Origin of the sequence: Paenibacillus sp. CF384, from assembly GCF_900106745.1 — a bacterium.
GTDB lineage: Bacteria > Bacillota > Bacilli > Paenibacillales > Paenibacillaceae > Paenibacillus_Z.
This window is the reverse complement of record NZ_FNNV01000020.1, coordinates 104,997-129,131: the sequence shown is the minus strand read 5'-3', so window position 1 is coordinate 129,131 and position 24,135 is coordinate 104,997. Positions and strand designations below refer to the sequence as shown.

General features: G+C 49.4%; 21 protein-coding genes and 1 pseudogene. 15 read left to right on the top strand and 7 right to left on the bottom strand.

All coding sequences use genetic code 11. The features are described from left to right. Positions 1-146: 146 nt before the first annotated feature. From BLW29_RS26325 to BLW29_RS26310, 4 genes are read right to left on the bottom strand one after another with little or no spacing between them, the layout of a single operon-like run. Positions 147-1,418, bottom strand: coding sequence for an extracellular solute-binding protein (locus BLW29_RS26325; protein ID WP_090985253.1), 1,272 nt, complete (start codon positions 1,416-1,418; stop codon positions 147-149). A 27-nt stretch (positions 1,419-1,445) separates the two neighbouring features. Then, entirely contained in the window at positions 1,446-2,435 is a 990-nt protein-coding gene (locus BLW29_RS26320) for a substrate-binding domain-containing protein (RefSeq protein ID WP_090985251.1), read from the bottom strand. Positions 2,436-2,447: 12 nt separating this feature from the next. Further along, on the bottom strand, positions 2,448-4,235 hold the full coding sequence (locus tag BLW29_RS26315; RefSeq protein WP_090985248.1) for a cache domain-containing sensor histidine kinase: 1,788 nt from the start codon (positions 4,233-4,235) through the stop codon (positions 2,448-2,450). A 2-nt stretch (positions 4,236-4,237) separates the two neighbouring features. Continuing rightward, positions 4,238-5,863, bottom strand: coding sequence for a response regulator transcription factor (locus BLW29_RS26310; protein ID WP_090985246.1), 1,626 nt, complete (start codon positions 5,861-5,863; stop codon positions 4,238-4,240). 225 nt (positions 5,864-6,088) lie between these two features. On the opposite strand from BLW29_RS26310, the gene BLW29_RS26305 reads away from it, so the two are divergent. Genes BLW29_RS26305 through BLW29_RS26295 form a run of 3 tightly spaced genes read left to right on the top strand, consistent with a single transcriptional unit; the run spans position 6,089 to position 7,504 of the window. Beyond that, positions 6,089-6,535, top strand: a complete 447-nt coding sequence (locus BLW29_RS26305; protein ID WP_090985244.1) for a hypothetical protein — start codon at positions 6,089-6,091, stop codon at positions 6,533-6,535. Positions 6,536-6,542: 7 nt separating this feature from the next. After that, complete coding sequence (locus tag BLW29_RS26300; RefSeq protein ID WP_090985242.1) at positions 6,543-6,755, top strand: helix-turn-helix transcriptional regulator; 213 nt, start codon at positions 6,543-6,545, stop codon at positions 6,753-6,755. A 17-nt stretch (positions 6,756-6,772) separates the two neighbouring features. Next, positions 6,773-7,504, top strand: coding sequence for a DUF4386 domain-containing protein (locus BLW29_RS26295; protein WP_090985240.1), 732 nt, complete (start codon positions 6,773-6,775; stop codon positions 7,502-7,504). A 75-nt stretch (positions 7,505-7,579) separates the two neighbouring features. Here BLW29_RS26295 and BLW29_RS26290 read toward each other — a convergent pair whose 3' ends face one another. Next, positions 7,580-7,786, bottom strand: a complete 207-nt coding sequence (locus BLW29_RS26290) for a hypothetical protein (protein WP_090985319.1) — start codon at positions 7,784-7,786, stop codon at positions 7,580-7,582. A 255-nt stretch (positions 7,787-8,041) separates the two neighbouring features. Between BLW29_RS26290 and BLW29_RS26285 the strand changes: the two genes are divergently transcribed. The 3 genes from BLW29_RS26285 (at position 8,042) to BLW29_RS26275 (ending at position 10,298) form a co-directional block, all read left to right on the top strand. After that, entirely contained in the window at positions 8,042-8,446 is a 405-nt protein-coding gene (locus BLW29_RS26285; RefSeq protein WP_090985238.1) for a CBS domain-containing protein, read from the top strand. A gap of 614 nt (positions 8,447-9,060) precedes the next feature. After that, positions 9,061-9,783, top strand: a complete 723-nt coding sequence (locus BLW29_RS26280; protein ID WP_090985236.1) for a siderophore-interacting protein — start codon at positions 9,061-9,063, stop codon at positions 9,781-9,783. A gap of 2 nt (positions 9,784-9,785) precedes the next feature. Next, positions 9,786-10,298, top strand: coding sequence for a MarR family transcriptional regulator (locus BLW29_RS26275; protein ID WP_090985234.1), 513 nt, complete (start codon positions 9,786-9,788; stop codon positions 10,296-10,298). Between the two features lie 36 nt (positions 10,299-10,334). On the opposite strand, the gene BLW29_RS26270 is transcribed toward BLW29_RS26275, so the two are convergent. Then, complete coding sequence (locus BLW29_RS26270; RefSeq protein ID WP_177186831.1) at positions 10,335-11,597, bottom strand: MFS transporter; 1,263 nt, start codon at positions 11,595-11,597, stop codon at positions 10,335-10,337. A gap of 500 nt (positions 11,598-12,097) precedes the next feature. On the opposite strand from BLW29_RS26270, the gene BLW29_RS26265 reads away from it, so the two are divergent. The 6 genes from BLW29_RS26265 (at position 12,098) to deoC (ending at position 18,593) form a co-directional block, all read left to right on the top strand. Further along, positions 12,098-13,216 (top strand): BMP family lipoprotein, encoded by a 1,119-nt coding sequence (locus tag BLW29_RS26265; protein WP_090985230.1) that lies wholly within the window; start codon positions 12,098-12,100, stop codon positions 13,214-13,216. A gap of 119 nt (positions 13,217-13,335) precedes the next feature. Then, positions 13,336-14,853: an ABC transporter ATP-binding protein gene (locus tag BLW29_RS26260; RefSeq protein ID WP_090985228.1), complete on the top strand. Its 1,518-nt coding sequence runs from the start codon at positions 13,336-13,338 to the stop codon at positions 14,851-14,853. Continuing rightward, on the top strand, positions 14,850-15,926 hold the full coding sequence (locus BLW29_RS26255; protein ID WP_090985226.1) for an ABC transporter permease: 1,077 nt from the start codon (positions 14,850-14,852) through the stop codon (positions 15,924-15,926). Before BLW29_RS26260 ends, BLW29_RS26255 begins: the two co-directional genes overlap by 4 nt. A gap of 3 nt (positions 15,927-15,929) precedes the next feature. After that, a complete protein-coding gene (locus BLW29_RS26250) occupies positions 15,930-16,886 on the top strand; it encodes an ABC transporter permease (RefSeq protein WP_090985224.1) in 957 nt (318 codons plus the stop codon). 78 nt (positions 16,887-16,964) lie between these two features. Then, entirely contained in the window at positions 16,965-17,885 is a 921-nt protein-coding gene (locus BLW29_RS26245; protein ID WP_090985317.1) for a sugar-binding transcriptional regulator, read from the top strand. A gap of 24 nt (positions 17,886-17,909) precedes the next feature. Further along, a complete protein-coding gene (gene deoC, locus BLW29_RS26240; protein ID WP_090985222.1) occupies positions 17,910-18,593 on the top strand; it encodes a deoxyribose-phosphate aldolase in 684 nt (227 codons plus the stop codon). A 368-nt stretch (positions 18,594-18,961) separates the two neighbouring features. Here deoC and BLW29_RS26235 read toward each other — a convergent pair whose 3' ends face one another. Continuing rightward, positions 18,962-19,486: a DinB family protein gene (locus BLW29_RS26235; RefSeq protein ID WP_143044471.1), complete on the bottom strand. Its 525-nt coding sequence runs from the start codon at positions 19,484-19,486 to the stop codon at positions 18,962-18,964. Positions 19,487-19,581: 95 nt separating this feature from the next. Between BLW29_RS26235 and queF the strand changes: the two genes are divergently transcribed. From queF to BLW29_RS32185, 3 genes and pseudogenes are all read left to right on the top strand, one after another. Next, positions 19,582-20,085 carry a preQ(1) synthase gene (gene queF, locus BLW29_RS26230; protein WP_090985217.1) on the top strand — a complete coding sequence of 168 codons (504 nt, stop codon included), beginning with the start codon at positions 19,582-19,584 and terminating at the stop codon, positions 20,083-20,085. A gap of 18 nt (positions 20,086-20,103) precedes the next feature. After that, positions 20,104-21,309: an MFS transporter gene (locus tag BLW29_RS26225; RefSeq protein WP_090985214.1), complete on the top strand. Its 1,206-nt coding sequence runs from the start codon at positions 20,104-20,106 to the stop codon at positions 21,307-21,309. A gap of 201 nt (positions 21,310-21,510) precedes the next feature. Then, a pseudogene (locus BLW29_RS32185) lies at positions 21,511-23,841 on the top strand (Ig-like domain-containing protein); the annotation flags it as partial. Positions 23,842-24,135: the final 294 nt, after the last annotated feature.

Sequence of the window (24,135 nt, the reverse complement as noted above, 5' to 3'; positions counted from 1 at the left end):
CCCTCCCATTAATGATGATTTACGCTTGTTGTGGTCGTTCACAAGTGAACGCCTGCGCTTGTTCTCATCATAAAGTGGGAGGGCTTAAGTCTCTATCGAATATCTTCCACGAATTCTTTGTTTTCTTCTTTTCTTCTTCTGCCGCGTTATCGACCGCTCTTCGTTTCGGCGAATTGCTGCAGCTTGTCCAGCGCGTCCTTCGGCGTAAGATGCTCGTAGAGGACGGCATCTCCCATCTTGCGGGCGTAATCCAGCACAGCTTGCCATGCCGGTTCCCCAACCGGATAGAACATCGCTTTGCTCAGCGCATCCAAATTGCCTTTCATGACGTTGTCTTGCACGGACAATTGGCTGCCTACCGTGCTCGTGACGGGGAGCAGGCCCTCGCGCTTAATCATATCGCCATAAGCCGAATCGTCGTACAGAAAATCCAGAAACGTAGACAACGCTTCTTTGTTCGTATGATCCGTCTTGAAGGAGATGAGCACATCCTGCACGGCGAACGTAATTGGAGGCTGCCCGTCCTTCACGGGAATCGGACCTTTGTCCCACTTGAGCGCCGGAAATTCCTTCGGCACGACGGAAGTGAAGTAATTGCCTGAGATGAGCATGGCCAGTCCGCCTCCGCCCAGAATCCGCTGCTTCTCGTCGCGAGTCGTAACGGTCGGTTCCGGATCGGTTAACCCTTTATCGAATAACGTCTTCAGATACGTTAGGCCCGCGACATTCGCAGGAGAATTGATCGTCCATTTGCCGTCCTTCGTCCAAGATCCGCCGGCTCCGTAGAAGAAATAAGATAAATACGCTTGTGTCTCATTGTCCGTCAAATCAACCCCGAAACCATCAGCAGCACCTGTTGCTTTAATTTGATGCGCCGCTTTCTCGAGCTCGGACCAAGTGGTAGGCGGGGACTTAATACCGGCCTTATCGAGCAATTCCTTGTTGTAGTAGAGATTCCGTGTCGAGGCCACATAGGGCAAGGCGAATTGCACGCCATTCATCCGATCCATCGCCACTAAATTCGGGTAGAGTCTGCCGGCGAGCTCCTTCGAAATAATCCCACCCAAATCATTGAGCATGCCATCCTGGGCGAAATGGGCATATACATTCGTATTAAGAAGATCAGGCGGTTGGTTTTTGCTGATCATCGTCGTATAGATGCCATCTAGATTGTCCCAGTTCGCGACTTGAAGCTCGACGTCAATCAGCGGATTCTTGATTTCGAAATCCTTCACGAGCTTCTCTAGGAATGGCTTCGTCTCCGTGCTGTATTCAGCGGCAACAAACCGAATCAGCGCTCGTTCCTCCTTAGGAGGAGGGGAGGTTTCTTCGTTCGATGACATACAGGAAGACAGGATTACAGATAGGAAGATGACGGAACAGGTTGCCTTCCAATGCGGACGGAAGAAGACGGTCATATGCGGCTCACATCCTTCTCCTAAGTATTATTTGTTCTCAATGAATGGAAACAGCAGCTTCTGATTCTCCGGTAAATACATATTCTTGCGATTGATCACATTGGATTCGATGTACGTAACGGGGGCCGTATTCGTGCCTTCGATCAGACTTAAAGCCTTCTTCACGCCGAGATAGCCCATATTAAACGGCTTCTGCACGATGACCGCATTCAGGACGCCTTCCTCCAGCAGCTGGATTTCGTAGAAGGAGCTGTCGAAGCCGATCAGCTTGATCGCGCCGGCTTTGTTCTGTTCCTTCAGCAATTTGGCTACGCCGATGGTCGCGGATTCATTCATCGTAATGAACGTATTGAAGGACTGACCATCGCCAGTCTGCAGCTTCTTGGCTATCTCGTAGGCTTTATCTTCGGACTGTTCGGCGTAATAAACCCCGATAATGCTGTTCTTATAGCGCTCAAGGGCATGCTTCAGACCCTGCAGCCGCTCCTTCGAGATCGTGGCATCCGCATCATCGCTTATGATCGCAATGACGGGTTTCCTCTTCGTCTCGTTCACGGCGGTTTCTCCCGCTAGTCGCCCGGCCTCTACATGATTGTTAGAAACGACAACAGGGGCAGATTTCATCTCAAGCGGCGTATCGATCACGACCAATTTAATGCCTTCGTCACGAATTTGTTCGAATAAGGCAGGCATGCGATCGTCTGCGTAAGGTGCCACCACGATCGCTTGCGGCTTCTCCCTAATGGCCTCTTCCAGTGCATGAATTTGTTCGTCCGCGTCACCTTCTTGAAGCGGGCCTTGGACGCTAAGCGAGAGCCCGGTTTCTTTAGCCGCTGCTTCTGATCCTGCGCGGACCGCCTGCCAGAAATCCGAACGAACGTTTAAGGACTTCAGGACGACGGTGATGCTCTTCTCATGATGGCCGGGCACGCTAAACAGCTTAAAGTAGAAAATCGAATAAACAGCAGCAATGAATAGTACGAGCGCCAGCCCTATAGTAAATCTCTGCCTAAACATAACATTCTCCCTTTAACCGAGTTTCGGGATCGAAATCGACACGCAGGTGCCGACTTCGATTTCGCTGCGAATTTGGATGCCGTATTCATAGCCAAAATAAAGCTTGATCCGCTCGTTGACGTTCCTGATCCCAATCCCTTGATTGCGGGTTTCCCCTTCGACGGGGATCAGAAGGCGTTCGGCTTGTTCCGGTGTCATGCCGAAGCCGTTGTCCTCGACCTCGAATAGGATTCGATCATCCGTCTGCCAGCCGCGAATGGTAATGATGCCGTCATTCATGCCGTATTTGTTGCGAATGCCATGATAGATCGCATTCTCGATCAAGGGCTGAAGCAAGATCTTCAACGTCTTGAAGCCGAGGATCGATTCATCCATCTGAATGTCATATTCGAGCTCCTCGTAGCGCATTTTCTGAATGAGCAGGTAGTTCGTAATATGTTCAATCTCCACGCGGATCGGTACCAGCTCCTGATCCTTCGTGATACTTGCGCGGAACAGCTTCGCTAGTGCCGAGGTCATTAGAACGACCTCCTCATGCTGTTTCTGCTCCGCCATCCATACGATGGAATCCAGCGTATTGTACAGAAAATGAGGGTTGATCTGTGATTGCAAGAGCAATAGCTCGCTCTTCCTCTTGCTCTCTTGATTAAGAATCGTCTCTTCCATGAGAAATTTGGTTCGGCTGACCATCATATTAAACGATCGCCCCAGCTGACCGATCTCGTTCATTTGCCCGATTTCCGTCTGAATGTCGAAATTGCCTTTCTCCACTTGCTTCATGTCGGATTGCAGCACTTTAATCGGCTTCGATAACCGGTGGGAGAGCCAAACCGAGATGAGCAGGGAGATGGCCAGTCCGCATAAGGAATAGAGAAGGATCGAATTTCTTAAGTCGTCCTTGCTTGCAATGAGGTCATCCGTATATGCGACACCGGCGATTTTCCAACCGAAATTCGTATCCTGTACGGAATAAATCCGTTTGCCTTCACCGTCATTTACGACAAAAGAGCTGCCGCTTGATGCCTTGATGACATCGGCGATTCGCTCCGTCCGCAATTTGCTGTCGATCAACTGCTGCTGCGGATGATAGACGATGTTGCCGTTATTGTCCACGATGAAGAGGTACCCTTTCTTGCCCAGATCGATATTTTTGCAAATATCGTTAATGATGCTCAAGTTCAGATCGACGAGAAAGACACCTTCGGCCGTAATGCCGTCCGTGCTCTTGAGCTCCCGGCTTAAGGAAACGACCCAGCGGTATTCGTTCTGGATAATGTTCTGCACATGGGGAGAGGAGATGACGGATTTGCCGCCCTCGCTCTTCGCCATCTGGAACCAGCTTTGATCGGAGAGCTTCATATTGGGGTTCAAATTCGTAATCCGCCTGTCGGATACGAAACGACCGTTATAGCCAAAAACCATAATTGAAGCGATGTCTTGGCGAGTATATAAGATCGCTTGGAAGAGGTCGGATATCCGTTTCTCGTAGATCCGGCGATCCTCGGCGCTTATGTACGAATTGTCGGATATGTAGTACTTCACGTCCTTGTTCGTCAGGGCGAGCAAGGAAATGTTCTCCATGTTATCGACGTAGGATTGAATATTCATGTTGACTTGTTTGATGATTTCTTCGATATAACCCTTGGAATTTCGTTCAACCGCATCGACCGACAGCTGATAGCTGATTAAGCTCGTGAGCACGATGGCCGCGAGAATGAGAAGGGAGAAAGCCAAGGAGATATTCGATTGAATGCTCTTTAACGGAAAAAGGGGTACTCTTCGCGCGCGTTCACTTGGCATCGTTAGTTTCCGCTCTCCTTAAGCTGCTTCTCTCTGAAGTCCTTCGGGGTCATGCCGGTATGCTTCTTGAACAACATGCTGAAATAATTCGGGTCCTTGTAGCCGACCTGCTCGGCGATCTCATAGAATTTCATCGTCGTGTTAGGAAGGAGCTCCTTCGCCCGCGCTATGCGTACCCCGGTTAAATATTCAATGTACGTTTCACCGGTATGCTGCTTGAAGACGAGACTGAAGTAGCTGGTGCTCATCAAGACGTGACGGCAGATGTCCTGCAGCGACATTTTATCATTGGCGTAATTCGTTTCGATATATTCCACGGCCTGATGAATCTGCATGTTCGTCAATTGGCTGCGGTTATCGGCAATCGTGGACATGACGGTACGCACGACATCCTTGAGCCAAATCTCGACCTCATCCAGTGTCTTCAGTCCATACACATCCATAAGCCGCATCTGTCTGTCGAAGGAGGCTTCCGGATCATGCGCGACGAGCTCCTGGATCGAGTTCATCAAGGACAGCACAACCTTCTGCATTTGCAGGAAACAGGCTTCGATCGGAGCGAGGGAAGATTTCAACTCCGCAACGCCGTTCTCGATAAGCTGAAAAGCTTCCTGGGCAGCGCCTCTCTTAACGGCAGAGGCTAGCTTGCGGTCCCAATCGAGCTGAGGCGGCAATGGAATGGACGGTTTGCCTTCCATATCCAGAATGCTCAGCACGCGGTTCTTCCCGAGCAAGAAGCGGTAATCCAATACGGAGAGCGCGCTCTTGTAGGATTCCGGCAGCTGTTCAAGGTGCGCGCAGGCTCGTCCGATGCCGATCGTGACGGTAAACTTCAAATACTTCTCGATATGGTGCCTGACTTGCTCCGCCAAGGAATAGACCTGCTCGTAGAGCAAGCTCTCGTCATCTTGACCGGATATAATGGCCACCATTCGTTCCTCCCTCGTACGGAAGAGCATAATCCCTTCGCGTTCGAGCGTTTCCTTGAAGATATCAAATGCTGCAAATCGCAGAAATTCCACGTCATGCTCATACGAGTGAAGCTCCCGGTCGCCGAAATCATCAATATCGACGATTAGCACGACATGAAGGGGGAGAGGTGCCGGAATACCGAAATAGGAGAATCGTTCGGTAATTTCCGCATGGTTAAGTCCTACGGCAACCAACCGCTCGAGGAAGCGTTCTTTCAACAGAGGAAGGCTCTGGTTCAATTGGCTCTTCAGCCGCCCGAGATCCTCGCGATGCTGGGTCTCCTCGTCCATTTCTTTCTTGACGCGATCAAGCAAGGAGCGGATTTCATTGGCCGTAATCGGCTTCAGAATGAAATCGGACACCTTCAGTCTTATCGCTTGCTGCGCATATTCGAACTCGTCAAAGCCCGTTAATATGATCATTTTGATATAAGGAAATTGAGTAGAGATCAACCCGGCCAGCTCAAGGCCATCCATGAAAGGCATGCTGATGTCCGAGATCACCAGCTCCGGCTTGTGCTGCTCGACGGCCTCCCAAGCTTCGCGACCGTTCGCATAATCTCCGATCAATTCGAAGCCATGCTCGTTCCAATTGATCGTATTCTTCAATCCGACCCGGACAACCGCTTCATCATCCACGATAATCACTTTGTACATCGGCGTTCCCCCAGCCTGCTGCGGTAAGTATAAGCGCTATAATGATTTCAATTATGCCTCATTCATAGACCGCTTACAAAGACTTATTATTTGATGATTGGTTTAGGGAGTCTGTTTTACCGTCTGTTTATGTATATTAAACTTGACATCGTGTATGGTTTTAATTACATTATGTATAAGGTAATTTACTTCATTTATGGGAAATGATAAGTAGGAGGCAAATCCATGACTTACCAAGAGAAGAAGAGCATCGTTTCTTTAATCAGCACTATCGTTATTTTTGGCTCGTATTGCTTGTACATGTATTCGCAGTACCCCGAAGGCGGGCTTGAAGCGGAGAAAGCCTTTCATTATTGGGGCTCGTTCGTCCTCATTCTCATGGTGGTCTCTATCGTTGCGCATATCCTGATCAGCATTATTTTTAACATCATCTTCAGAATCACCACGCAAGAAAAAGAGCCGACCTTCGCAGATGAGCTCGATAAACTTATCGAACTGAAAGCGAACCGGATTTCGTTCTTCGTGTTTATCCTCGGTTTTCTGCTTGCTATGGGATCGCTGGTTATGGATCAGCCTCCGCAGGTCATGTTCGTTATTCTGATCGCCGGCGGATTCATATCCGATGTGACCGGCTCCTTCACGAAACTTTATCACTATAGGAGAGGAGTTTAAGTCTAAGATGAGCAAGCATCTTGTCGGCAATCACATCCGCAAATTACGCTTCAACCATGATGAAATGACACAGCAGCAATTGGCTGACAAGGCGGGCGTAACCAGACAAACCATCGTGGCTTTGGAGAAAGGCAATTACTCCCCGTCTTTGGAGCTTGCTTTTCGGATCGCGCACGCATTTAATTTGCCTTTGGAAGAAATTTTCTTTTACGGAGAATAGAAGAGGAGATGAGGAACATGATGCCACCTAAATTAGCTGCGAAGATTGTGGGAGTACTGTTTATTCTTGCAGCCGTTACGTCGATAATCGCTGCTTTTATTTTGTACAAACCGATCCTAAATAATCCTGATTATCTGGTTGAAGGCGCTAAACAAGCAAACCAAGTCATATTGGGAACGGTGATGGAGTTAATGCTTGTCGTTTCCGCGATTGGTACGGCAATCACCATGTTCCCCATACTCAGAAAATACAATGAAACGATTGCGCTGTGGCATGTATGCTTTCGATTTCTTGAAGCGATTATGATTGCGGTTGGCATAATCAGCGTGCTGTCCTTGGTGACGCTAAGCCGAGCATTTGTTGCGGGAGGAGCGACGGATACGGCCGCGTATCAAGCTTCCGGCACTCTATTAACGGCGATACATGACTGGACCTTTCTGCTTGGGCCGCTTTTCATGCTTGGTATCAACACTATGATGTACAGTTATATCTTCTACAGATCGAGACTCGTACCGAGGTTTATTCCGATCCTGGGCATGACAGGGGCGATTCTCGTTTTCGTTTGTGCGCTGCTGGTCATGTTCGGTGTCATTGAACAAGTTTCGTTCTGGGGTGGTGTTCTGGCGCTGCCGGTAGCGGCGAACGAAATGATTCTCGCAGTGTGGCTCATCATTAATGGCTTCAATGATGCTGCGCTTACTTCTCTGTCCGCTAACAAAAAAACGATGGCGATAGCAGCGCCTATGTAACTGAGACGGGCGGCAAGCTGCAGGCGGGCAAATGGTTGATGCAGATCAACCGTTTACCCGCCTCTTCAACTAGCTCTACCCACAAGCCGGGTACGGCAAAATATCTTGGATCTGATTCAACGGATAATGGAATGTCGCGAATTGAGTCGCGTACAAATATTGCATGACATATACTTCTCCGCCTTGGATGCCGCAGATGACGCCGGAAACGCCTTGGCCGTTGCGCAGGGAGATTCCGACTGGACGCCCAGTAAGATACATTGCTTTCTGCTGCAAGGACATGTTAATCTGTGCCTGACCGGGGGTTTGCATTTGACCTGGGCTTTGCATGAACATAAGGAGTCACTCCTTCATATATAGGCAAGTTTGAGCATGCGGAAACGGAATCACATGTAGTGTATGCCCTGCCGGGTCAGATGCCCTCCGCCGCTGCCCAGCACACTGTTTATGCAAAAATTGGTATACGAATTGTGTTTCAATTATGCGGAACTAAGGTTAAAACACTCTAGTACCCGCAACCAGAGGAGGAGCTATGTAATGGAAATTGGATTCTTTCTGCTGCCGAAAGAAAAAGTGTCATACTTGACGACATCAGCCACCATGAAAGACGCAGTCGAGAAGCTGGAAGCCTGCCATTATTCAGCGATTCCGATTATTGACGAGGAAGGCAAATATATCGGTACCTTATCCGAAGGGGACATTCTGTGGAAGCTTCGTGGAACGGCCGGACTCGATTTTGAGAATATGCATGAAATTCCGGTGATCAGCATCAAGAAAAGAATTTATAACGAGTGCGTCGCGATTACAGCGCTCATGGACGATATGTTAACCCTCGCCGCTGATCAGAATTTCGTGCCGGTCGTAGATGATGATCGCGTGTTTCTCGGCATCATAAGGCGTAAAGATATTATTGAGTATTACACGCGCAATATTACGGATTGATGGATGGTAGTAAGGCATGAAAGGCGTCACAGATCTAGGATCTGTGGCGCCTTTTCGCGTCTTCGGCTATTTTGATATCTCTAACGAATCGTAGAGGGCTTACGCGCAAATAAGGCTTCTACTATTCGTTAGCGCGTATAGCCTTGCACTGGCCACATAAAAGTTTTAATCTGTGGGCTCCTCCTTGAGTTGTACAAACTACACGTCAAACCGAAGCCTTCCGAGAAAAAAGGTACTCAACGTGTATAATTTGCATTTGAAATACGCATAACCAGTTATATTCATATGGAAGAAACGAATGAGTTGTATTTTGTACACGTCATCCGTCATTTGGGACCAGAAAGCAGCGAATGTGTTGTACTTCTTACACGTTATCTTCGAGCCGTGTGACAGATGATCCCCCGGACCTCATTACTTTGGCAACTAGTGAGCAATGTCACTAACAATCGCATCGACGCTACGATCGCTAGACAAAGAAAACCTAGTTCTTCAGTGGCCACCTTACTTCTGGGACAGCCCTCTGCTCTTGTCATCCTCGAGACGGATTACAGCTGCATCGATGTCATGCTATATTGTTTCCTAGGAAACAACGAGTGCAGAGGAGTTGTGAAAGCATGGGCTTGGTAGAAAGTTTGGTTAAGAAAATGTCGCGTAAGGCTGTCGTTGTGGGTAAGCGACAAATTGCGGATCATACTTACCGCATTTCAATGGAACTGCAGGGTGCGGACAAGATGCCGTATACACCTGGGGAGTTTCTTCGCGTATTCGTAGGAGAAGGTCAGCCGGTCAAATTATCGGAGATGATAAGGACCTATTCCGTCTGGAACTATGACACGCAAAGCGGGATTGTAGATATAGCTGCATGTACATTCTCATCAGGTGCAGGGGCGCGTTGGGCCAAGCAAGTGAAAGTCGGCGACCCCGTTCACTTCGCAGGACCGAAGGGGAAGTTCGTTTCCGACGATTCGGGGGACTATTACATCCTGATCGGCGATATTTCGGCACTGGCCCATCTCTATGAGCTTAACCGCCATATCCCTGCTTCTAAGAAAGTGTTCAGTCTCGTGTATGCGGAGAACGAACAATCCTTCTTCGCAGACCTAGATGGCGAGACGAAGCTTACTTTCCGTGCATTACCTCCAAATCCGGTACAAGCATTGATCGAACAGATCGAGGACATCACGAAGCAGGCACAAGGAAGAGGTATGGTGTATGTAGGCGGCGATGGGCGAGTATGCGTGGAGCTACACGATTATTTCAAAAAAAAGTTACAATGGGATCGTGGGCAAATTAAAGTAAAGCCATTCTGGATGCCAGGCAAAACCGGACTCGAATAAGCATGGACGATCAGGAGAAGAAGCTATTATTTCACAAGCTGCAGCAGCTGTTTCATCAGTATGAAGCGTTTGAGAAGAAGGAGAAAAGGCTCGTTCTGCCTTTTGCCAAGCAGTGGGGCATTGCCAAGGTTACGCGTGATCTGACTCTGTCAGAGGTGCATGTCGTGGAGCAAATCGGTCTCCATGAACCCATCAATGTAACCGGAATTGCAGATAAGATGGGCATGACCAAGGGGGCCATTACCAAAATCAGCGCTAAATTGCTGAGAAGAGGCTGGATCGTGAAAGGGACTGCCGGCGGAAACCTGAAAGAAGTGTATTATCAATTGACCGCCGAAGGAAAGAAAGTACATCTCGCGCATAATCACTACCATGAGAAGGTCGAGCGTCAGTTCAATGACTTTATCCAGAAATACTCCGATGAGCAATTGCAGTTTATCGGCGTCTTGCTTGCTGATTTATCTCATGAAATGGATAATGCCATGGCCCAAATGGATAAAATGATAACGAATTAGCAGACTGCTCTGACCAAGCATCGTAAGAAAAAGACCCTATCCGACAGCTCGGATAGGGTCTTTCTCGTTCTCGCGGACATTGAGATATAGGAAGGCGGAGGCGATCAGCACGCCGCCTGCGACGCACCAGGTGATGGAGATCGAAGCATACTGCGCGATGAAGCCGTGGACGAAGGAGCCGATCATTCCGCCCAGCTGCAGAAATAACGAATTGAGCGACTGCATCGTGGAACGATTGTTTTCGTTTAGCTGCTGATTAAACAGGGCCATGTCCGGTGAGCCGGCGATGCCGTTGCTCATGAACAAGATAAAGTAGAAGACGGTAAACCCTGCAACGCCATGCTGTGCAGCAAGGATAAGGAACAAGATGCCGAGAGCTGAGCGGAATCCGAATAGAAGCACTGTCACCGGCATTCGCATCAGCTTGGACAGCGGTGTGAAGAGCAGGCTCCCGGCGGATGCGGATAGGAAATAGCCGGCGGTCAGCAGACCGAATTGCCAGTTCGCGGAATCAGGGCCGAGCATGTTCTTCACTTGCGGCTGCCAGTAGGTTTCGAGGCCGGAGAAGGCGAAGCCCCAGGCCAATGATGTTAATAATAACAGGAATACGGCTATCTGCTTGAATCCGTATTGCACAGAATCCGTGACCAGTTGAGGCAGCTGGCGGAAGCCGCTCAGCATACTCATGGTCCTACTCTCATGAATTTGCTCCACCACGAGCTTGGCAGTGAGGAGGAACTGCACCAGGATCATAACGGCCATGGCAATGAAATTAATGGAGTAGATGCCTGCGCCGAAATCCGAAGTAAGCGGACCGAGCAGATCAGGCAGCCAGCCACCGGCAAGAGCACTAATTCCCATGGCAAGCGGGATGAAGATACCTGCTTTCGCAAGTTTGCTGCTTAAGTCGCCTTCGGGCTCAAGTCGGTTATATTCATCGACGAACCATGCATCGATGGATCCGGAGGAAAGTGCTCTTGCTATTCCGAACAGAATGTAGCCAATCATAAGTGTGATCAAGTTCCAAGAAACCATGACTAGCAGCACCGCGCCAAGCATGAAGAGGAGGGAAATCAGATAGACCCGCTTACGGCCTAGCGCATCCGATAATCCGCCGGTCGGTAATTCGAGCAGCAGCACCGCCGCCGAGGATACTGCGAAGATAAGTCCGATCTCTTGCAGATTTAGTCCCTTATCTAACATGAACAAGCTGGATACGGGCAGAATCAAGCCGATAATGAACCAGTGCAGCGATTGATTCAAGATATAGACGAACAATAAGGATTGGGCAGATCTCATGCGGGTAGAACCTCCTGAAGAAGATAGGTTAAATTCTAACGGTAAATGAATCAGCGAACAAGATAATGTTACATGGACAAGGTCGCGTAAACGCGTTAAACTGATAAAGAAAAAGTGGTATTTCCTGCTAATTTGTCGAAACGAAGGCGAACAGGCACCATCTGTATGGGATGGTTTCTCGGTCATTTGAGGCTGATTGTGTTCGGAAATGGAATCCGATTACAGTATGAAGCAAAAAAACGAATTTATAGCCAAATAAGATGGAAGAATTTAATCGTTATGGGAATGCTATACGTGAATAGAATGAGATGTGACATAAGTGTGAGGAAACGTTACATATTGAGGCAGAGGCACTGGATTTAATCCGCGAAACTAGTTTACAAAAAGCCCAAATCACCGTATATTTGATACAGGTCAAACAAATGCTAAAACAGGTTTTTTACAAATGTTCAGACTGGGGTTAGCAGTAAACTAAATATGGAAATGAGGAGTAGAACACCATGAAGAAAAGTTTAGTAACAATCGTGATCTGTATGCTTGCATTTGCAATGGTCGTAGGTTGTGGAAGCAAGAACAACAACACCAACAACGCAGGTGGGAATGCAGGTACGAACGAAGGCACCAAAGCTTCCTTTAAAGCGGGTATGGTTACAGACTCTGGTACAATCGATGACAAATCGTTTAACCAAGGTACTTGGGAAGGTTTGCAGCGCGCAACGAAAGATCTTGGCGTAGAGTCCAAATACCTGAAACCGGCTGGTACAACTGAAGCTGACTACCTGAAGGAAATCGGCAACCTGTACGATGCAGGCTTCAAAGTTATCGTTGCACCGGGCTTCAAATTCGAAACGGCGATCTTTGCGGCACAAGATAAATATAAAGACGCAAAATTCGTTCTGATCGATGGCGCCCCTCATACTGCTGACGACTTCACACCGGTTGTGAAAGAAAACACAGTATCGATCTTCTTCGCAGAGCATGAGTCCGGCTTCCTCGCTGGCGTAGCGACTGCGCTTCAATTGAAAGAAGGCGAAGCAGGCTTCATCGGCGGTATGGAAATTCCGGCTGTACAGAAGTTCAACTGGGGCTTCCAACAAGGCGTGAAATACGCGAATGACAACCTGGGCACGAAGATTTCGATCAAGAAAGAAAATGTTGTCTACCAAGGCAGCTTCGATAACGTAGCGGCAGGCGGCCAACTGGCAGCTCAAATGTACGACCGCGGCGTTAAAGTCATCTTCACTGCAGCTGGCGGCGTAGGCGTTGGTGCCATCAACGAAGCTAAGACTCGCGCTAAAGCAGGCAAAGAAGTATGGATCGTTGGCGTAGACGGCGACCAATTCAAAGACGGCGTGTACGAGGGTGACAAATCCATCATCATCACATCCGCTATGAAGAAAGTTAGCTCCGCATCCTTTGACATGATGAAAGCTGAGCAAGAAGGTACATTCCCAGGCGGCCAAACATTGACGTTCGACATCAAGAACGATGGCGTAGGCTTGCCGGCTGAGAACCCGAACCTTAGCGAAGATACAATGACTAAGGTCAATGAGGTTTCAGCTAAAATGAAGAGCGGCGACATCAAAGTAGCAGCTGAAAAAGGCGACCTTATTAAGTAAGAGTCTTTTTGCAATAAAACTTTAATTCTAAGAAGAGACGGGAAGCTCCGTCTCTTTTTACCATTAATCGTCCTAATCAGCTTTACCCTTACGATCAATTAGGTAAAGGAGCCTATCGTATGGAATTTGTAGTGGAAATGTTAAACATTCGCAAGGAGTTTCCCGGAGTTGTAGCTAACGACGATATTACGCTCCAGCTGCGCAAGGGTGAAATTCACGCTTTGCTCGGAGAGAACGGAGCAGGCAAGTCGACGCTTATGAGTATTCTGTTCGGGATGTATCAGCCGGACCTCGGTATGATTAAGATCAATGGCGAACAGGTTAAGATCGCCAGTCCGAATGTAGCAAACAAGCTTGGCATCGGCATGGTTCATCAGCATTTTAAGCTGGTCAGCAATTTTACCGTTACCGAAAATATCATTCTTGGCAATGAAAAAGGAATAGTGTTGGACATCAGTGGAGCAGCTCGCCGTATTGAGGAGCTCTCGAAGCGTTATGGCTTGAATGTGGATCCACATGCGAAGATTGAAGATATTTCGGTTGGCATGCAGCAGCGCGTGGAAATTTTGAAGATGCTGTATCGCAATGCGGAAGTGCTTATTCTGGATGAACCGTCAGCCGTTCTGACGCCGCAGGAAATTGTAGAATTGGGCAAAATCATGCTGAGCTTGATCGCAGAAGGCAAGTCCATCATTCTAATCACGCATAAGCTGAAGGAAATTAAAGCAGTAGCTAACCGCTGTACGGTCATCCGCCGCGGCAAAACAATCGGTACGGTTGACGTCGCGACAACGAGCGAGCTCAAGATGGCTGAGATGATGGTGGGACGCAATGTCTCGTTTAAAGTTGAAAAAGAAGGTAGTCGGCCAGGCGAAGTGATCCTGAAGCTGGATGGGCTCACCGTGAATAATAATAAGAACGTACCCGGGCTCAAAAACTTCACGCTCGATGTTCGGGCAGGCGAAATTGTCGGTATTGCCGGCGTAGAGGGCAACGGGCAAACAGAGCTGGTGGAAGCGATTACAGGTTTGCGCAAGGTGGAGAGCGGACGCATTGAGATGGAGGGTCAAGATATTACGCGCGAATCCATTCGCGGCCGGATTCATAAGGGCATTGCCCACATTCCGGAAGATCGCCAGAAACGCGGGTTAGTACTGGATTACACGCTTGAAGAGAATATGATCCTGCAGGTTTACAATCGCAAGCCATTCGCTAAGCGCGGCATCCTTAACAAGGCTGCCATTCGTAAATATGCAAGCAGCATATTGGAGAGCTTCGACGTGCGTTCAGGAAGAGGTCCGCTTTCCATGTCGCGTTCGCTATCCGGCGGTAACCAGCAGAAGGCGATCATCGGGCGTGAGATTGAACTGGATCCGGGTCTCTTGATCGCGGTTCAGCCTACGCGGGGCCTTGATGTGGGGTCGATTGAATATATTCACAAGCGACTGATCGAGCACCGGAACAGAGGCAAGGCGGTGCTGCTCATCTCGCTGGAGCTTGACGAGGTGCTTAACGTGTCAGACCGCATTGCGGTACTCAATAACGGAGAATTGATCGGCGTCGTCAACGCGTCCGAAACAAACGAGAACGATATCGGCCTGATGATGGCCGGAGTTGGAAATGGGGGAGACCAATGAGGAATGTCATTATATCCCTATGTGCGGTGATATTCGGCTTACTCGGGGGCGCAATTCTGATGGCCGCGACGGGTCATCAGCCAATCGAGGGTTATAGGTACCTCTTCGAAGGCGGGCTCAAGAATCCGTCGCGCTTCGGAGACACGTTAGCAACCGGGACTCCGCTTATCTTTACAGGGCTATCGGTCGCTTTTGCATTCCGTACCGGTTTGTTTAATATCGGAGCGGCGGGCCAGATGTTGTTCGGCGGCTTCTGCGCCTCGGCAGTAGGGCTCAATATCGATACCTCAAGACCGCTGCTTTTACTGCTCATGATACTTGCCGCTATCCTGGGCGGCGCAGTTTGGGCATTTATTCCTGGACTGCTCAAGGCCAGATTTAATGTACATGAGGTGGTTTCCACCATCATGATGAACTGGATCGCTTATTGGACCATCTACTATGCGGTTCCGGCTTATCTGAAAGCGGAGCAAATCGAGACGGAATCTCGTTCACTTGCCGATAAGGCTACGTTGAAATCAACCTTCCTCTCCGATATGTTCGGCGGCTCTTATGTGAATTTGGGATTGTTTCTTGCGGTGATTGTCGTGATCGTCATTGCCTTCATCATCAACAAAACAACGCTCGGTTACGAGCTTAAAGCAGTCGGCTTCAACCGTCATTCCGCTGAATATGCAGGGATTGGCGTGAATCGCAGCATCATCACGTCCATGCTGATTTCCGGCGCTCTTGCGGGACTTGGCGGTTTGGCGCAATATGCCGGTAACGGCAATAACATTCAGATCGGTGTATTGCCGACGCAAGGTTACGATGGAATTGCGGTTGCCCTGCTTGGTGCCAACTCTCCGGTAGGCGTGTTGTTATCCGCGCTATTCTTCGGCCTCCTGTACTCCGGTCGCGGCTTCATGAATGCGATGACGGAAATACCGCCGGAAATTGCGGATTCGATTATCGCGATTATTATCTACTTCGCAGCAACGAGCGTATTGATGGACAAGTTGATTTCGCGATTTATGTCCAAACGCAAAGAGGCAGCTGCAAACTCAGCGGTCAGCGGAAAGGAGAAGGTGTAGCGCATGTGGATTACGATTCAACAAATATTCCCGTATGCGATCGTGTTTACGATTCCCTTACTCATTACCGCGCTGGGCGGTCTGTTCAGTGAACGAAGCGGAGTCGTGAATATTGGTTTAGAAGGGCTGATGGTCATTGGTTCCTTCTCGGCGGCTTTCACGATGTATAAGCTCCAGACGGCTTGGCCTGATCATCAGATTGCATCCATCTGGATCGGACTACTGGTGGCAATTGTGGTAGGGACGCTCTTCTCGCTGCTGCATGCTTTTGCGAGTATACATCTCAACGCGAATCAGGTCATCAGCGGTACGGCGATTAATATGATTGCCGGAGCTCTTACCGTGTTCCTCTCCCGTAACATTACAGGCAGCGGTAATATCCGCCTTGCCGGCGGTTTCCCGCCGTTTGATGTGTGGGGATTATCGGATATTCCTATCCTTGGACCGCTGTTCTTCACGAAGACGTATTGGACGACTTGGATCATTCTGCTCGTCGTCATTCTCAGTTCATGGGTGCTGAGGAAGACGGCTTTCGGCTTGCGCTTGCGCTCTTGCGGTGAATATCCGCAAGCGGCAGAAGCAGCCGGTGTAAATGTTCGCAAAATGCGCTATATCGGCGTTCTGATCTCCGGTGCTTTCGCAGGTCTGGGTGGTGCCATCCATCTGGTTACGATTGCCGGTGAATTTACGGGGACGGTGTCCGGTCTAGGGTTCTTGGCACTCGCGGCTTTGATCTTCGGACAATGGCGCCCAATCGGCATTCTGGCCGCAACGCTGTTCTTCGGTTTTGCGAGCACGGTTGCCAACGTATCGCAGGTTATTCCGGCCTTTGCTTCATTTCCGCCGATTATTCTTAAGGTGTTCCCATATGTCATTACCTTGATCGCGCTCGTTCTGTTCTCCAAGACATCACAAGCGCCTAAGGCAGCCGGGGAGGTATTCGATTCGGGCAAACGTTGATGAACAGTGAATGAGCTATTGACAGGGGAGAGTTGAGAGCCAGTGCATGAAGAACGTTCAGATGATAAAAGGGGAAAAATGCTGGATGCGGTCCGGATGTACTATCAACTGGACTACAGCCAGCAGGAGATTGCCAAGACGCTTGGGGTATCCAGGCCGACTGTAAGTCGCTTCATTCAACAAGCTAAAGAAGAAGGCTATGTGATTATCAGCATCGTCGATCCGCTGGAGAACAACGACCTTCTCGCATGTCAAATCGAGCGTAAGTTCGGGCTCAAGAAAGTCATTGTCGTCAATGTGCCGCATTATGAGGATGCCGTGGTCAAGAAGTATTTAGGCCCGGCAGCGGCGAAGTACGTGGACAAAATCATCAAGGACGGCGATATCGTCGCTACCACTTGGGGAACTACGCTGTATGAGGTTGCGCTTAACCTGCAGGATAAACATGTCAAGGACGTGAAGGTCGTACAGTTGAACGGCGGCGTCAGCCATTCCGAGACGAACACCTACGCGTATGAGATTGTGAACCTGTTCGGTAAAGCGCTCCATACGGTCCCGTATTTCATACCTCTGCCTGCGATCGTCGATCACCCTGTCGTGAAGAAGACGATTGAAACGGATCGCCATATCCAGAATATATTGGAACTGGGCAAGAAGGCGAACATCGCGATTGTGACGGTGGGTGCGCCGACGGAAGATTCCGTCCTGATTAAAGCGAACTATTTCAACGAGAACGAGCTTCGGATGATCTTCGAGAAAGGCGCGGGCGATATTTGCTCGCGATACTTCAATCTAGATGGCGTGATTTGCTCCCAAGAGCTGAATCAGCGTACTATCGGCATTGATCTCGAGGATTTGAAGAAGAAAGAGAAATCCATTCTGGTGGCAGGCGGCATCCGCAAGGTCGACGGCATCTATGGCGCACTGCGCGGAAGATATACGAATGTGCTGATAACGGACCAATTCACCGCCAAGTACCTGCTGGAGCGGACTAATTAAAACAGACAGAGAGTAGGAAATAGGATGGGTAACGAGTTACAAGGAGCAGCATTAGCCGCTTATTTTGACCATACATTATTGAAGCCGGAAGCGACAGCGACGCAAATTGCTAAGCTCTGTGAAGAAGCGAAGCAGTATAAGTTCGCAACCGTTTGCGTGAATCCCTACTGGGTATCGGAAGCAGCGAAACAGCTTGCAGGTTCAGGGGTCGGCATCACGACTGTAATCGGCTTCCCACTGGGTGCATCAAGCTCGCTCGTCAAAATAGCAGAAACGAATGACGCCATCGCCAATGGCGCAACGGAAATCGACATGGTGCTTAACATAGGCGCGCTGAAATCCGGACGCCTCGAAGAAGTGGAACGCGATGTTCGCGGCGTAGTCGAAGCTTGCCAAGGACGCGCGGCCAGCAAAGTGATTCTTGAAGTGGGCTTACTCACGGATGAAGAGAAAGTCACGGCTTCCGAGATTTGCAAACGTGCCGGTGCAGGTTTCGTGAAAACCTCGACCGGTTTCGGTCCGGGCGGCGCGACCGTTGAAGATATCACGCTTATGCGTCAAACAGTCGGACCCGATATGGGTGTTAAAGCTTCGGGCGGCGTGCGTGATCTGGCAGCAGTTCGCAATCTCATTGCAGCAGGTGCGACACGCATTGGCGCAAGTGCGAGTGTGACGATCGTCAGCGGCGGTACAAGCGAAGGTTACTAATTTCATGCGGCAAGACAAAGTGTGGGGCTGTCTCAAAAGTGCTTTTTACGACTTTTGAGGCAGTTTTTATTTGCATTATGGAGTCGAGGAAGCTTGTAGGAACCGGGGAGTCAGAATTGCTGCAGGAACTGCAACATTTCCCCCTCAACACGAACAAAAACAGCCAAATGTTGCGCAATATGCAACATTTGGCTGTGGAATGGCGGTCAGGAAGCTAAATAGCTTGAAAATGTTGACTTATGTGCAGCATTTCCTCCACTAGCCCACTTTTTCATTAGAAATGCTGCAGGAACTGCAACATTTCATCTAGCTAAGCGAATGTCAGGAAAACAGAAAATGTTGCCCCGCATTTGGGACAACATCTTTTTCTAGCGATTCAAATATCGTTCACGGATGACATTTAGATGATGCAGCTCATGGCCGACGATGACGTACGCAAGTGCTCTGGCGGATATGTCAGTGTTGCTCGCAAAGCCTTTCAGGAGGAATGCCTCAGGCGATAAGCTCCGTAGAAGCGAAGCGGTTGCGCCTTTGACGGCGTTGTAGTTGTCCAGCAGCGCAGCAACCGTTTCGTTATCGAACGATGCCCCCTGCACAAAATCATTCTCATCAAAACCCGGAAGCGGCGTACGATCTCCGCGTGCGGCTCTCAGCAGGCGATAGCTCATAATCCGTTCTGTATCCGTGATGTGGCCGAGAACTTCTTTCATACTCCACTTGCCAGGTGCATACCGATAGAGTGCTTGTTCTTCGGTCAGTGCGGAGAACAGGGCTGTCGTTTGACTGCGATTGACTTCAAGTTGTTCGCGCAAATCTCCGTCCGGAGCCGCCGCGATATACGTGCCGAAGTGTGCGCCGTATTCATCTGCTGAAGGTCTGGTTAACAAGAGCATCATCCCCTTAGGTTGAATTGAGCCTGCGATAAGGTGTAAGCTACTAGAACAAGAGTAACCCCCGAACCAAGTAAATACAAGGAGTGTATGTGAAAATGTCAGGAAGATCCAAAGAAGAGCTGCAAAGCGGCGGCATTACCCAGCTAGGCAATCAAGGTACGTCCTACCTGTTCAACTACAGCCCGGAGGTGCTGGAATCGTTCGATAACAAACACATCGGCCGCGATTATTTTGTGAAATTCAACTGTCCGGAGTTTACAAGCCTGTGCCCGATTACGGGACAACCCGATTTCGCCACCATCTATATCTCGTATATTCCCGATGTCAAAATGGTGGAGAGCAAGTCGCTCAAGCTGTACCTGTTCAGCTTCCGTAACCATGGCGATTTCCATGAGGATTGCATGAACATCATTATGAATGATCTCATTGCGCTGATGGAACCTCGCTACATTGAGGTATGGGGCAAGTTCACGCCGCGCGGCGGCATCTCGATCGACCCTTATACCAACTGGGGCCGTCCGGGTACGAAATTTGAAGAGATGGCACAATACCGTCTGATGAATCACGATCTGTATCCGGAGAAGATCGATAACAGATAAGTCAGGAAGTGGCTGCAAATGAATTTTTCATGGGAACGGAACTTAGTTGTACTGTGGATCGGGGTTTTCTTCTGCAGCATGGCCTACTCCATCTCGATTCCTTTTCTGCCGATCTTCTTGAATACCGAGCTGGGCGTGGAGCATCATCTGGAAGCGTGGTCCGGGATCGCATTTGGCATTACCTTTCTGGCGAGTGCATTGATATCCCCCTTCTGGGGCTCGCTCGCCGATAAATACGGCCGCAAGCCGATGTTGATTCGCTCAGGCTTCAGTCTTGCCGCACTTTATTTATTGAACTATTTTGTCCATGATCCGTACTGGTTTCTGCTTATCCGTATCTTCCAAGGGCTGCTCGCAGGCTTCGTGCCTGCCTCAATTGCGCTTGTGGCAACGAATACGCCGGAAGAGAAGACAGGCTATGCGCTTGGCATTATGTCAACGGCGGGAGCTACAGGGAGCATACTTGGACCGCTAGCAGGCGGCTTAGTCAGCCACTATATCGGTAATCGGGAGGCTTTCCTGTTCTCCAGTGCCATTGTTCTGATCTCTGCCCTTGTGGCGACCTTCTTCGCGAAGGAGCAGAATTTCAATCGCAAGGCTGCTAGGTCGCATGTGCGTGATGATCTGAGGCATGCGCTGGCCAATCGGCCGTTTATGATTCTGCTGATGCTTGTTGGAATCAGCACCTTCTCGGTTATGATTTTGGAGCCGCTGATTACGCTGTATGTGTTGAAAATGGGCATCTCCCGAGAGAAAGCTTCTCTAAGCTCCGGTATTATTTTCTCGGCGGTCGGTATCGCTACGGTCATCATGGCGCCGAGATGGGGCAAATGGGGGCGTAAGCTCGGTTATCAGAAGGTGCTGCTGATTGGGCTTATCGGCGGTGGTATCGGCAATCTGCTGCAAGTTTTCGTTACCGGCTATATCGGCTTTGGGGTGCTGCGGTTCGGTTACGGCCTGTTCTTCGCCGCCGTTAATCCGTCGATTAACGCGATGATTGTACAGAATACCGAATCGGAATTCCGTGGCCGGGCATTCAGCTTGAACCAGTCCGCCTCGCAGCTTGCAACGATGGCCGGGCCGATTATCGGGGGCTTGCTCGGCGGCATGATGCCGATTCATTATATCTTCGTCATTAACGGTGCTCTGCTGCTGTTATCTGCCTTGCTGTTTAAGTTGAAAGTAAAGCAGAATTCCTCCGCTGTTACCAGTCAGCAACCATAAAATATGAAATCCGAAACCGCTTCGCGAGATGAATCATCCCGCAGGCGGTTTTTTCGTCATAAAATGACAAAAATATGGCACTTTCGCATTCTCTATCGAATGCTCCCGTGGTATAGTAGCAGTAGTATAAATGGTATAGAATGCCTATTGCGATCATAGATTCCACTCTTCATATAAGCCAGGGGAAGGATTTGTTCGTTCATGACTAAGAAACAGAGAAAACAGCGGTTGAAGTCCGTGAAGAAAGCAGCTGAGATGTTCGGTACGGCAGCAGCGCTAGCCATTCCGGTTGCCCTCGCGGTTCCCGGATTTGCAAGTGCAAGCCCTGAGATTATCCCGCAGCCGGATAATCTGCCGGTCGTCATCAAGAGCATCAACAGTGCACTCGCCAATGAGCATGCTTCTAAACTAAAGGCGGGAACTACCTTTCAAATCGACTTGAGCACGATTTTTGAAGCGGCTTCTACGCTAGAGTATACCGTTGTTGTCCAGAACAGCAGCGTGGCTGACGTTAAGATCACGAACAATAACACCTTGAACATTAACCTCAAGAAAATCGGATCCACCATGGTGGATCTTATCGTACATAAACCGAATGAGAGCATGTCCATCCATGAACGCTTCACGCTGAAGGCTGTCGCTAACGGAGCACTCGATCCCGATCAAGACGGGGCTGGGATTGCTGATATTATTAAATATTTCAACAGTCATGCCGGTGAGTTGCAAACCACGGGTGATTATCGTACCCTGCTGCAAGCTGCCGTTTCAAGTACCGTACCGACGCCGAATCATGCGCCGCTTGTCTCCCCTGAAACCACATCCATAGTAATGACAGCAGGAACCTACACCGAAATCCATCTGAATGATCTATTTAGTGACGAAGATGGCGATGAGCTTTCTTTCGAGTTGATTGACCCTCCATCCAGCACTTCTTTTGTAAATGCACATCTGTATAGCGAGACTAGTACTCTAGTCCTGTACGCTACGAATGCAAGCTTGCAGCCTCTCATCGTTACCGTGGATGGTAGCGATGGTGAAGAGAGTGCAACGAAGCTGTTTAGTGTTACGGTTGGGGCTGCGCCGGTGGAGAATCATGCTCCGGTGGCGAACGAACTAAGTGTAGTGGTACTGAATGAGGACACTACGGCCTCCATTCAACTCGGCGGTACGGATGTAGATGACGATGAGCTGACAGCGATTATTGTAGAGGGCAAAGGTCCGTCGCATGGACAGTTGATCCCAAGCTCATCGGAGCAGAACAGATTCACGTACGTGCCGGATGAGGACTACAATGGACCGGATTCGTTCACGTATATCGTGAACGATGGCACGGTGGATTCGGAAGAGGTTACCGTAAACATTACGGTAAATCCAGTGAATGACGCGCCGGTGGCGAACGAACTCAGTGTGGTGGAACTGGATGAAGACACCACGGCCTCCATTCAGCTCGGCGGGACGGATGCAGATGAAGATGAGTTGACAGCGATTATTGTAGAGGGTAAAGGTCCGGCGCATGGCGAGTTGATTCCAAGCTCGTCGGAGCAGAACAAATTCACGTACGTGCCGTACGAGAACTACAATGGACCGGATTCGTTCACGTATGTCGTGAACGACGGTACGGAGGATTCGGAAGAGGTTACCGTAAACATTACGGTAAAAGCAGTGAATCATGCGCCTGAAGCGAACGAACTCAGTGTGGTGGAACTGGATGAGGACACCACGGCATCCATTCAACTCGGCGGGACGGATGCAGATGAAGATGAGTTGACAGCGATTATTGTAGAGGGTAAAGGTCCGGCGCATGGCGAGTTGATTCCAAGCTCGTCGGAGCAGAACAAGTTCACGTACGTGCCGGATGAGAACTATAACGGACCGGATTCGTTCACGTATATCGTGAACGATGGTACGGAGGATTCGGAAGAGGTTACCGTAAACATTACGGTAAATCCAGTGAATGACGCGCCGGTGGCGCAGGATATCAGCTTTGAAGTGAATGAAGGAGCAAGTAAAGAAGTCAACTTCAATGGCTGGGACGTGGATTCTGGGGAGACGCTTCAGTATATCATCGTCGACGAGCCGGAATACGGCATGGTTACGCCGGATTCGCCAAATTCGGGACAGTTTTCTTATGTTCAAAACAATGGGACGAGCGAGTCCGATTCGTTTACATACAAGATCTATGACGGCCAAGCCTATTCGGACGTGAAGACGGTAGCAATTACGATTATCGATGTGAATTATGCGCCGGTAGCGAATGAACTCAGTGTGGTGGAACTGGATGAAGATACGACGACTTCCATTCAGCTCGGCGGTACGGATGAAGACGAAGATTGGCTGACAGCGATTATCGTAGAGGGCAAAGGTCCGATTCATGGCGAGTTAATCGCAAGCTCATCGGAGCAAAACAAATTCACGTACGTGCCGGATGAGAACTACAATGGACCGGATTCGTTCACGTATATCGTGAATGATGGCAAGGTAGATTCGGAAGAAGTAACCGTTACTGTGAATATAACGCCGATAGACGATATACCTGTGGCTGGTATGGTAGGCCAAGAAGGCTACATACAACTTCACCGTAATCAGAGCGCCATGCTTGAGCTGTCGAAAGTTTTTACAGAGGTTGATGGTCAGCAGCTCACCTACCGAACGAACTTCCAAGGTAATGGCTACAGCTTAACGGGAACGTTCGATGGTTCGAATTTATTTTTGAATGCACTTGGCTCCTTTAGTACCATTTCTTTCGATGTACAGGCTAGTGATGATAATTTTGCAACGTGGGTTTCGATCCCGCTTGAGGTTGAAGTCAACGATGGGGAATTTGGA

Excerpts from the sequence above, each read along its gene's own strand:
- BLW29_RS26325 (WP_090985253.1), bottom strand. The coding sequence starts at position 1,418 with ATGACCGTCTTCTTCCGTCCGCATTGGAAGGCAACCTGTTCCGTCATC.
- BLW29_RS26320 (WP_090985251.1), bottom strand. The coding sequence starts at position 2,435 with ATGTTTAGGCAGAGATTTACTATAGGGCTGGCGCTCGTACTATTCATT.
- BLW29_RS26315 (WP_090985248.1), bottom strand. The coding sequence starts at position 4,235 with ATGCCAAGTGAACGCGCGCGAAGAGTACCCCTTTTTCCGTTAAAGAGC.
- BLW29_RS26310 (WP_090985246.1), bottom strand. The coding sequence starts at position 5,863 with ATGTACAAAGTGATTATCGTGGATGATGAAGCGGTTGTCCGGGTCGGA.
- BLW29_RS26305 (WP_090985244.1), top strand. The coding sequence starts at position 6,089 with ATGACTTACCAAGAGAAGAAGAGCATCGTTTCTTTAATCAGCACTATC.
- BLW29_RS26300 (WP_090985242.1), top strand. The coding sequence starts at position 6,543 with ATGAGCAAGCATCTTGTCGGCAATCACATCCGCAAATTACGCTTCAAC.
- BLW29_RS26295 (WP_090985240.1), top strand. The coding sequence starts at position 6,773 with ATGATGCCACCTAAATTAGCTGCGAAGATTGTGGGAGTACTGTTTATT.
- BLW29_RS26290 (WP_090985319.1), bottom strand. The coding sequence starts at position 7,786 with ATGTCCTTGCAGCAGAAAGCAATGTATCTTACTGGGCGTCCAGTCGGA.
- BLW29_RS26285 (WP_090985238.1), top strand. The coding sequence starts at position 8,042 with ATGGAAATTGGATTCTTTCTGCTGCCGAAAGAAAAAGTGTCATACTTG.
- BLW29_RS26280 (WP_090985236.1), top strand. The coding sequence starts at position 9,061 with ATGGGCTTGGTAGAAAGTTTGGTTAAGAAAATGTCGCGTAAGGCTGTC.
- BLW29_RS26275 (WP_090985234.1), top strand. The coding sequence starts at position 9,786 with ATGGACGATCAGGAGAAGAAGCTATTATTTCACAAGCTGCAGCAGCTG.
- BLW29_RS26270 (WP_177186831.1), bottom strand. The coding sequence starts at position 11,597 with ATGAGATCTGCCCAATCCTTATTGTTCGTCTATATCTTGAATCAATCG.
- BLW29_RS26265 (WP_090985230.1), top strand. The coding sequence starts at position 12,098 with ATGAAGAAAAGTTTAGTAACAATCGTGATCTGTATGCTTGCATTTGCA.
- BLW29_RS26260 (WP_090985228.1), top strand. The coding sequence starts at position 13,336 with ATGGAATTTGTAGTGGAAATGTTAAACATTCGCAAGGAGTTTCCCGGA.
- BLW29_RS26255 (WP_090985226.1), top strand. The coding sequence starts at position 14,850 with ATGAGGAATGTCATTATATCCCTATGTGCGGTGATATTCGGCTTACTC.
- BLW29_RS26250 (WP_090985224.1), top strand. The coding sequence starts at position 15,930 with ATGTGGATTACGATTCAACAAATATTCCCGTATGCGATCGTGTTTACG.
- BLW29_RS26245 (WP_090985317.1), top strand. The coding sequence starts at position 16,965 with ATGCTGGATGCGGTCCGGATGTACTATCAACTGGACTACAGCCAGCAG.
- deoC (WP_090985222.1), top strand. The coding sequence starts at position 17,910 with ATGGGTAACGAGTTACAAGGAGCAGCATTAGCCGCTTATTTTGACCAT.
- BLW29_RS26235 (WP_143044471.1), bottom strand. The coding sequence starts at position 19,486 with ATGCTCTTGTTAACCAGACCTTCAGCAGATGAATACGGCGCACACTTC.
- queF (WP_090985217.1), top strand. The coding sequence starts at position 19,582 with ATGTCAGGAAGATCCAAAGAAGAGCTGCAAAGCGGCGGCATTACCCAG.
- BLW29_RS26225 (WP_090985214.1), top strand. The coding sequence starts at position 20,104 with ATGAATTTTTCATGGGAACGGAACTTAGTTGTACTGTGGATCGGGGTT.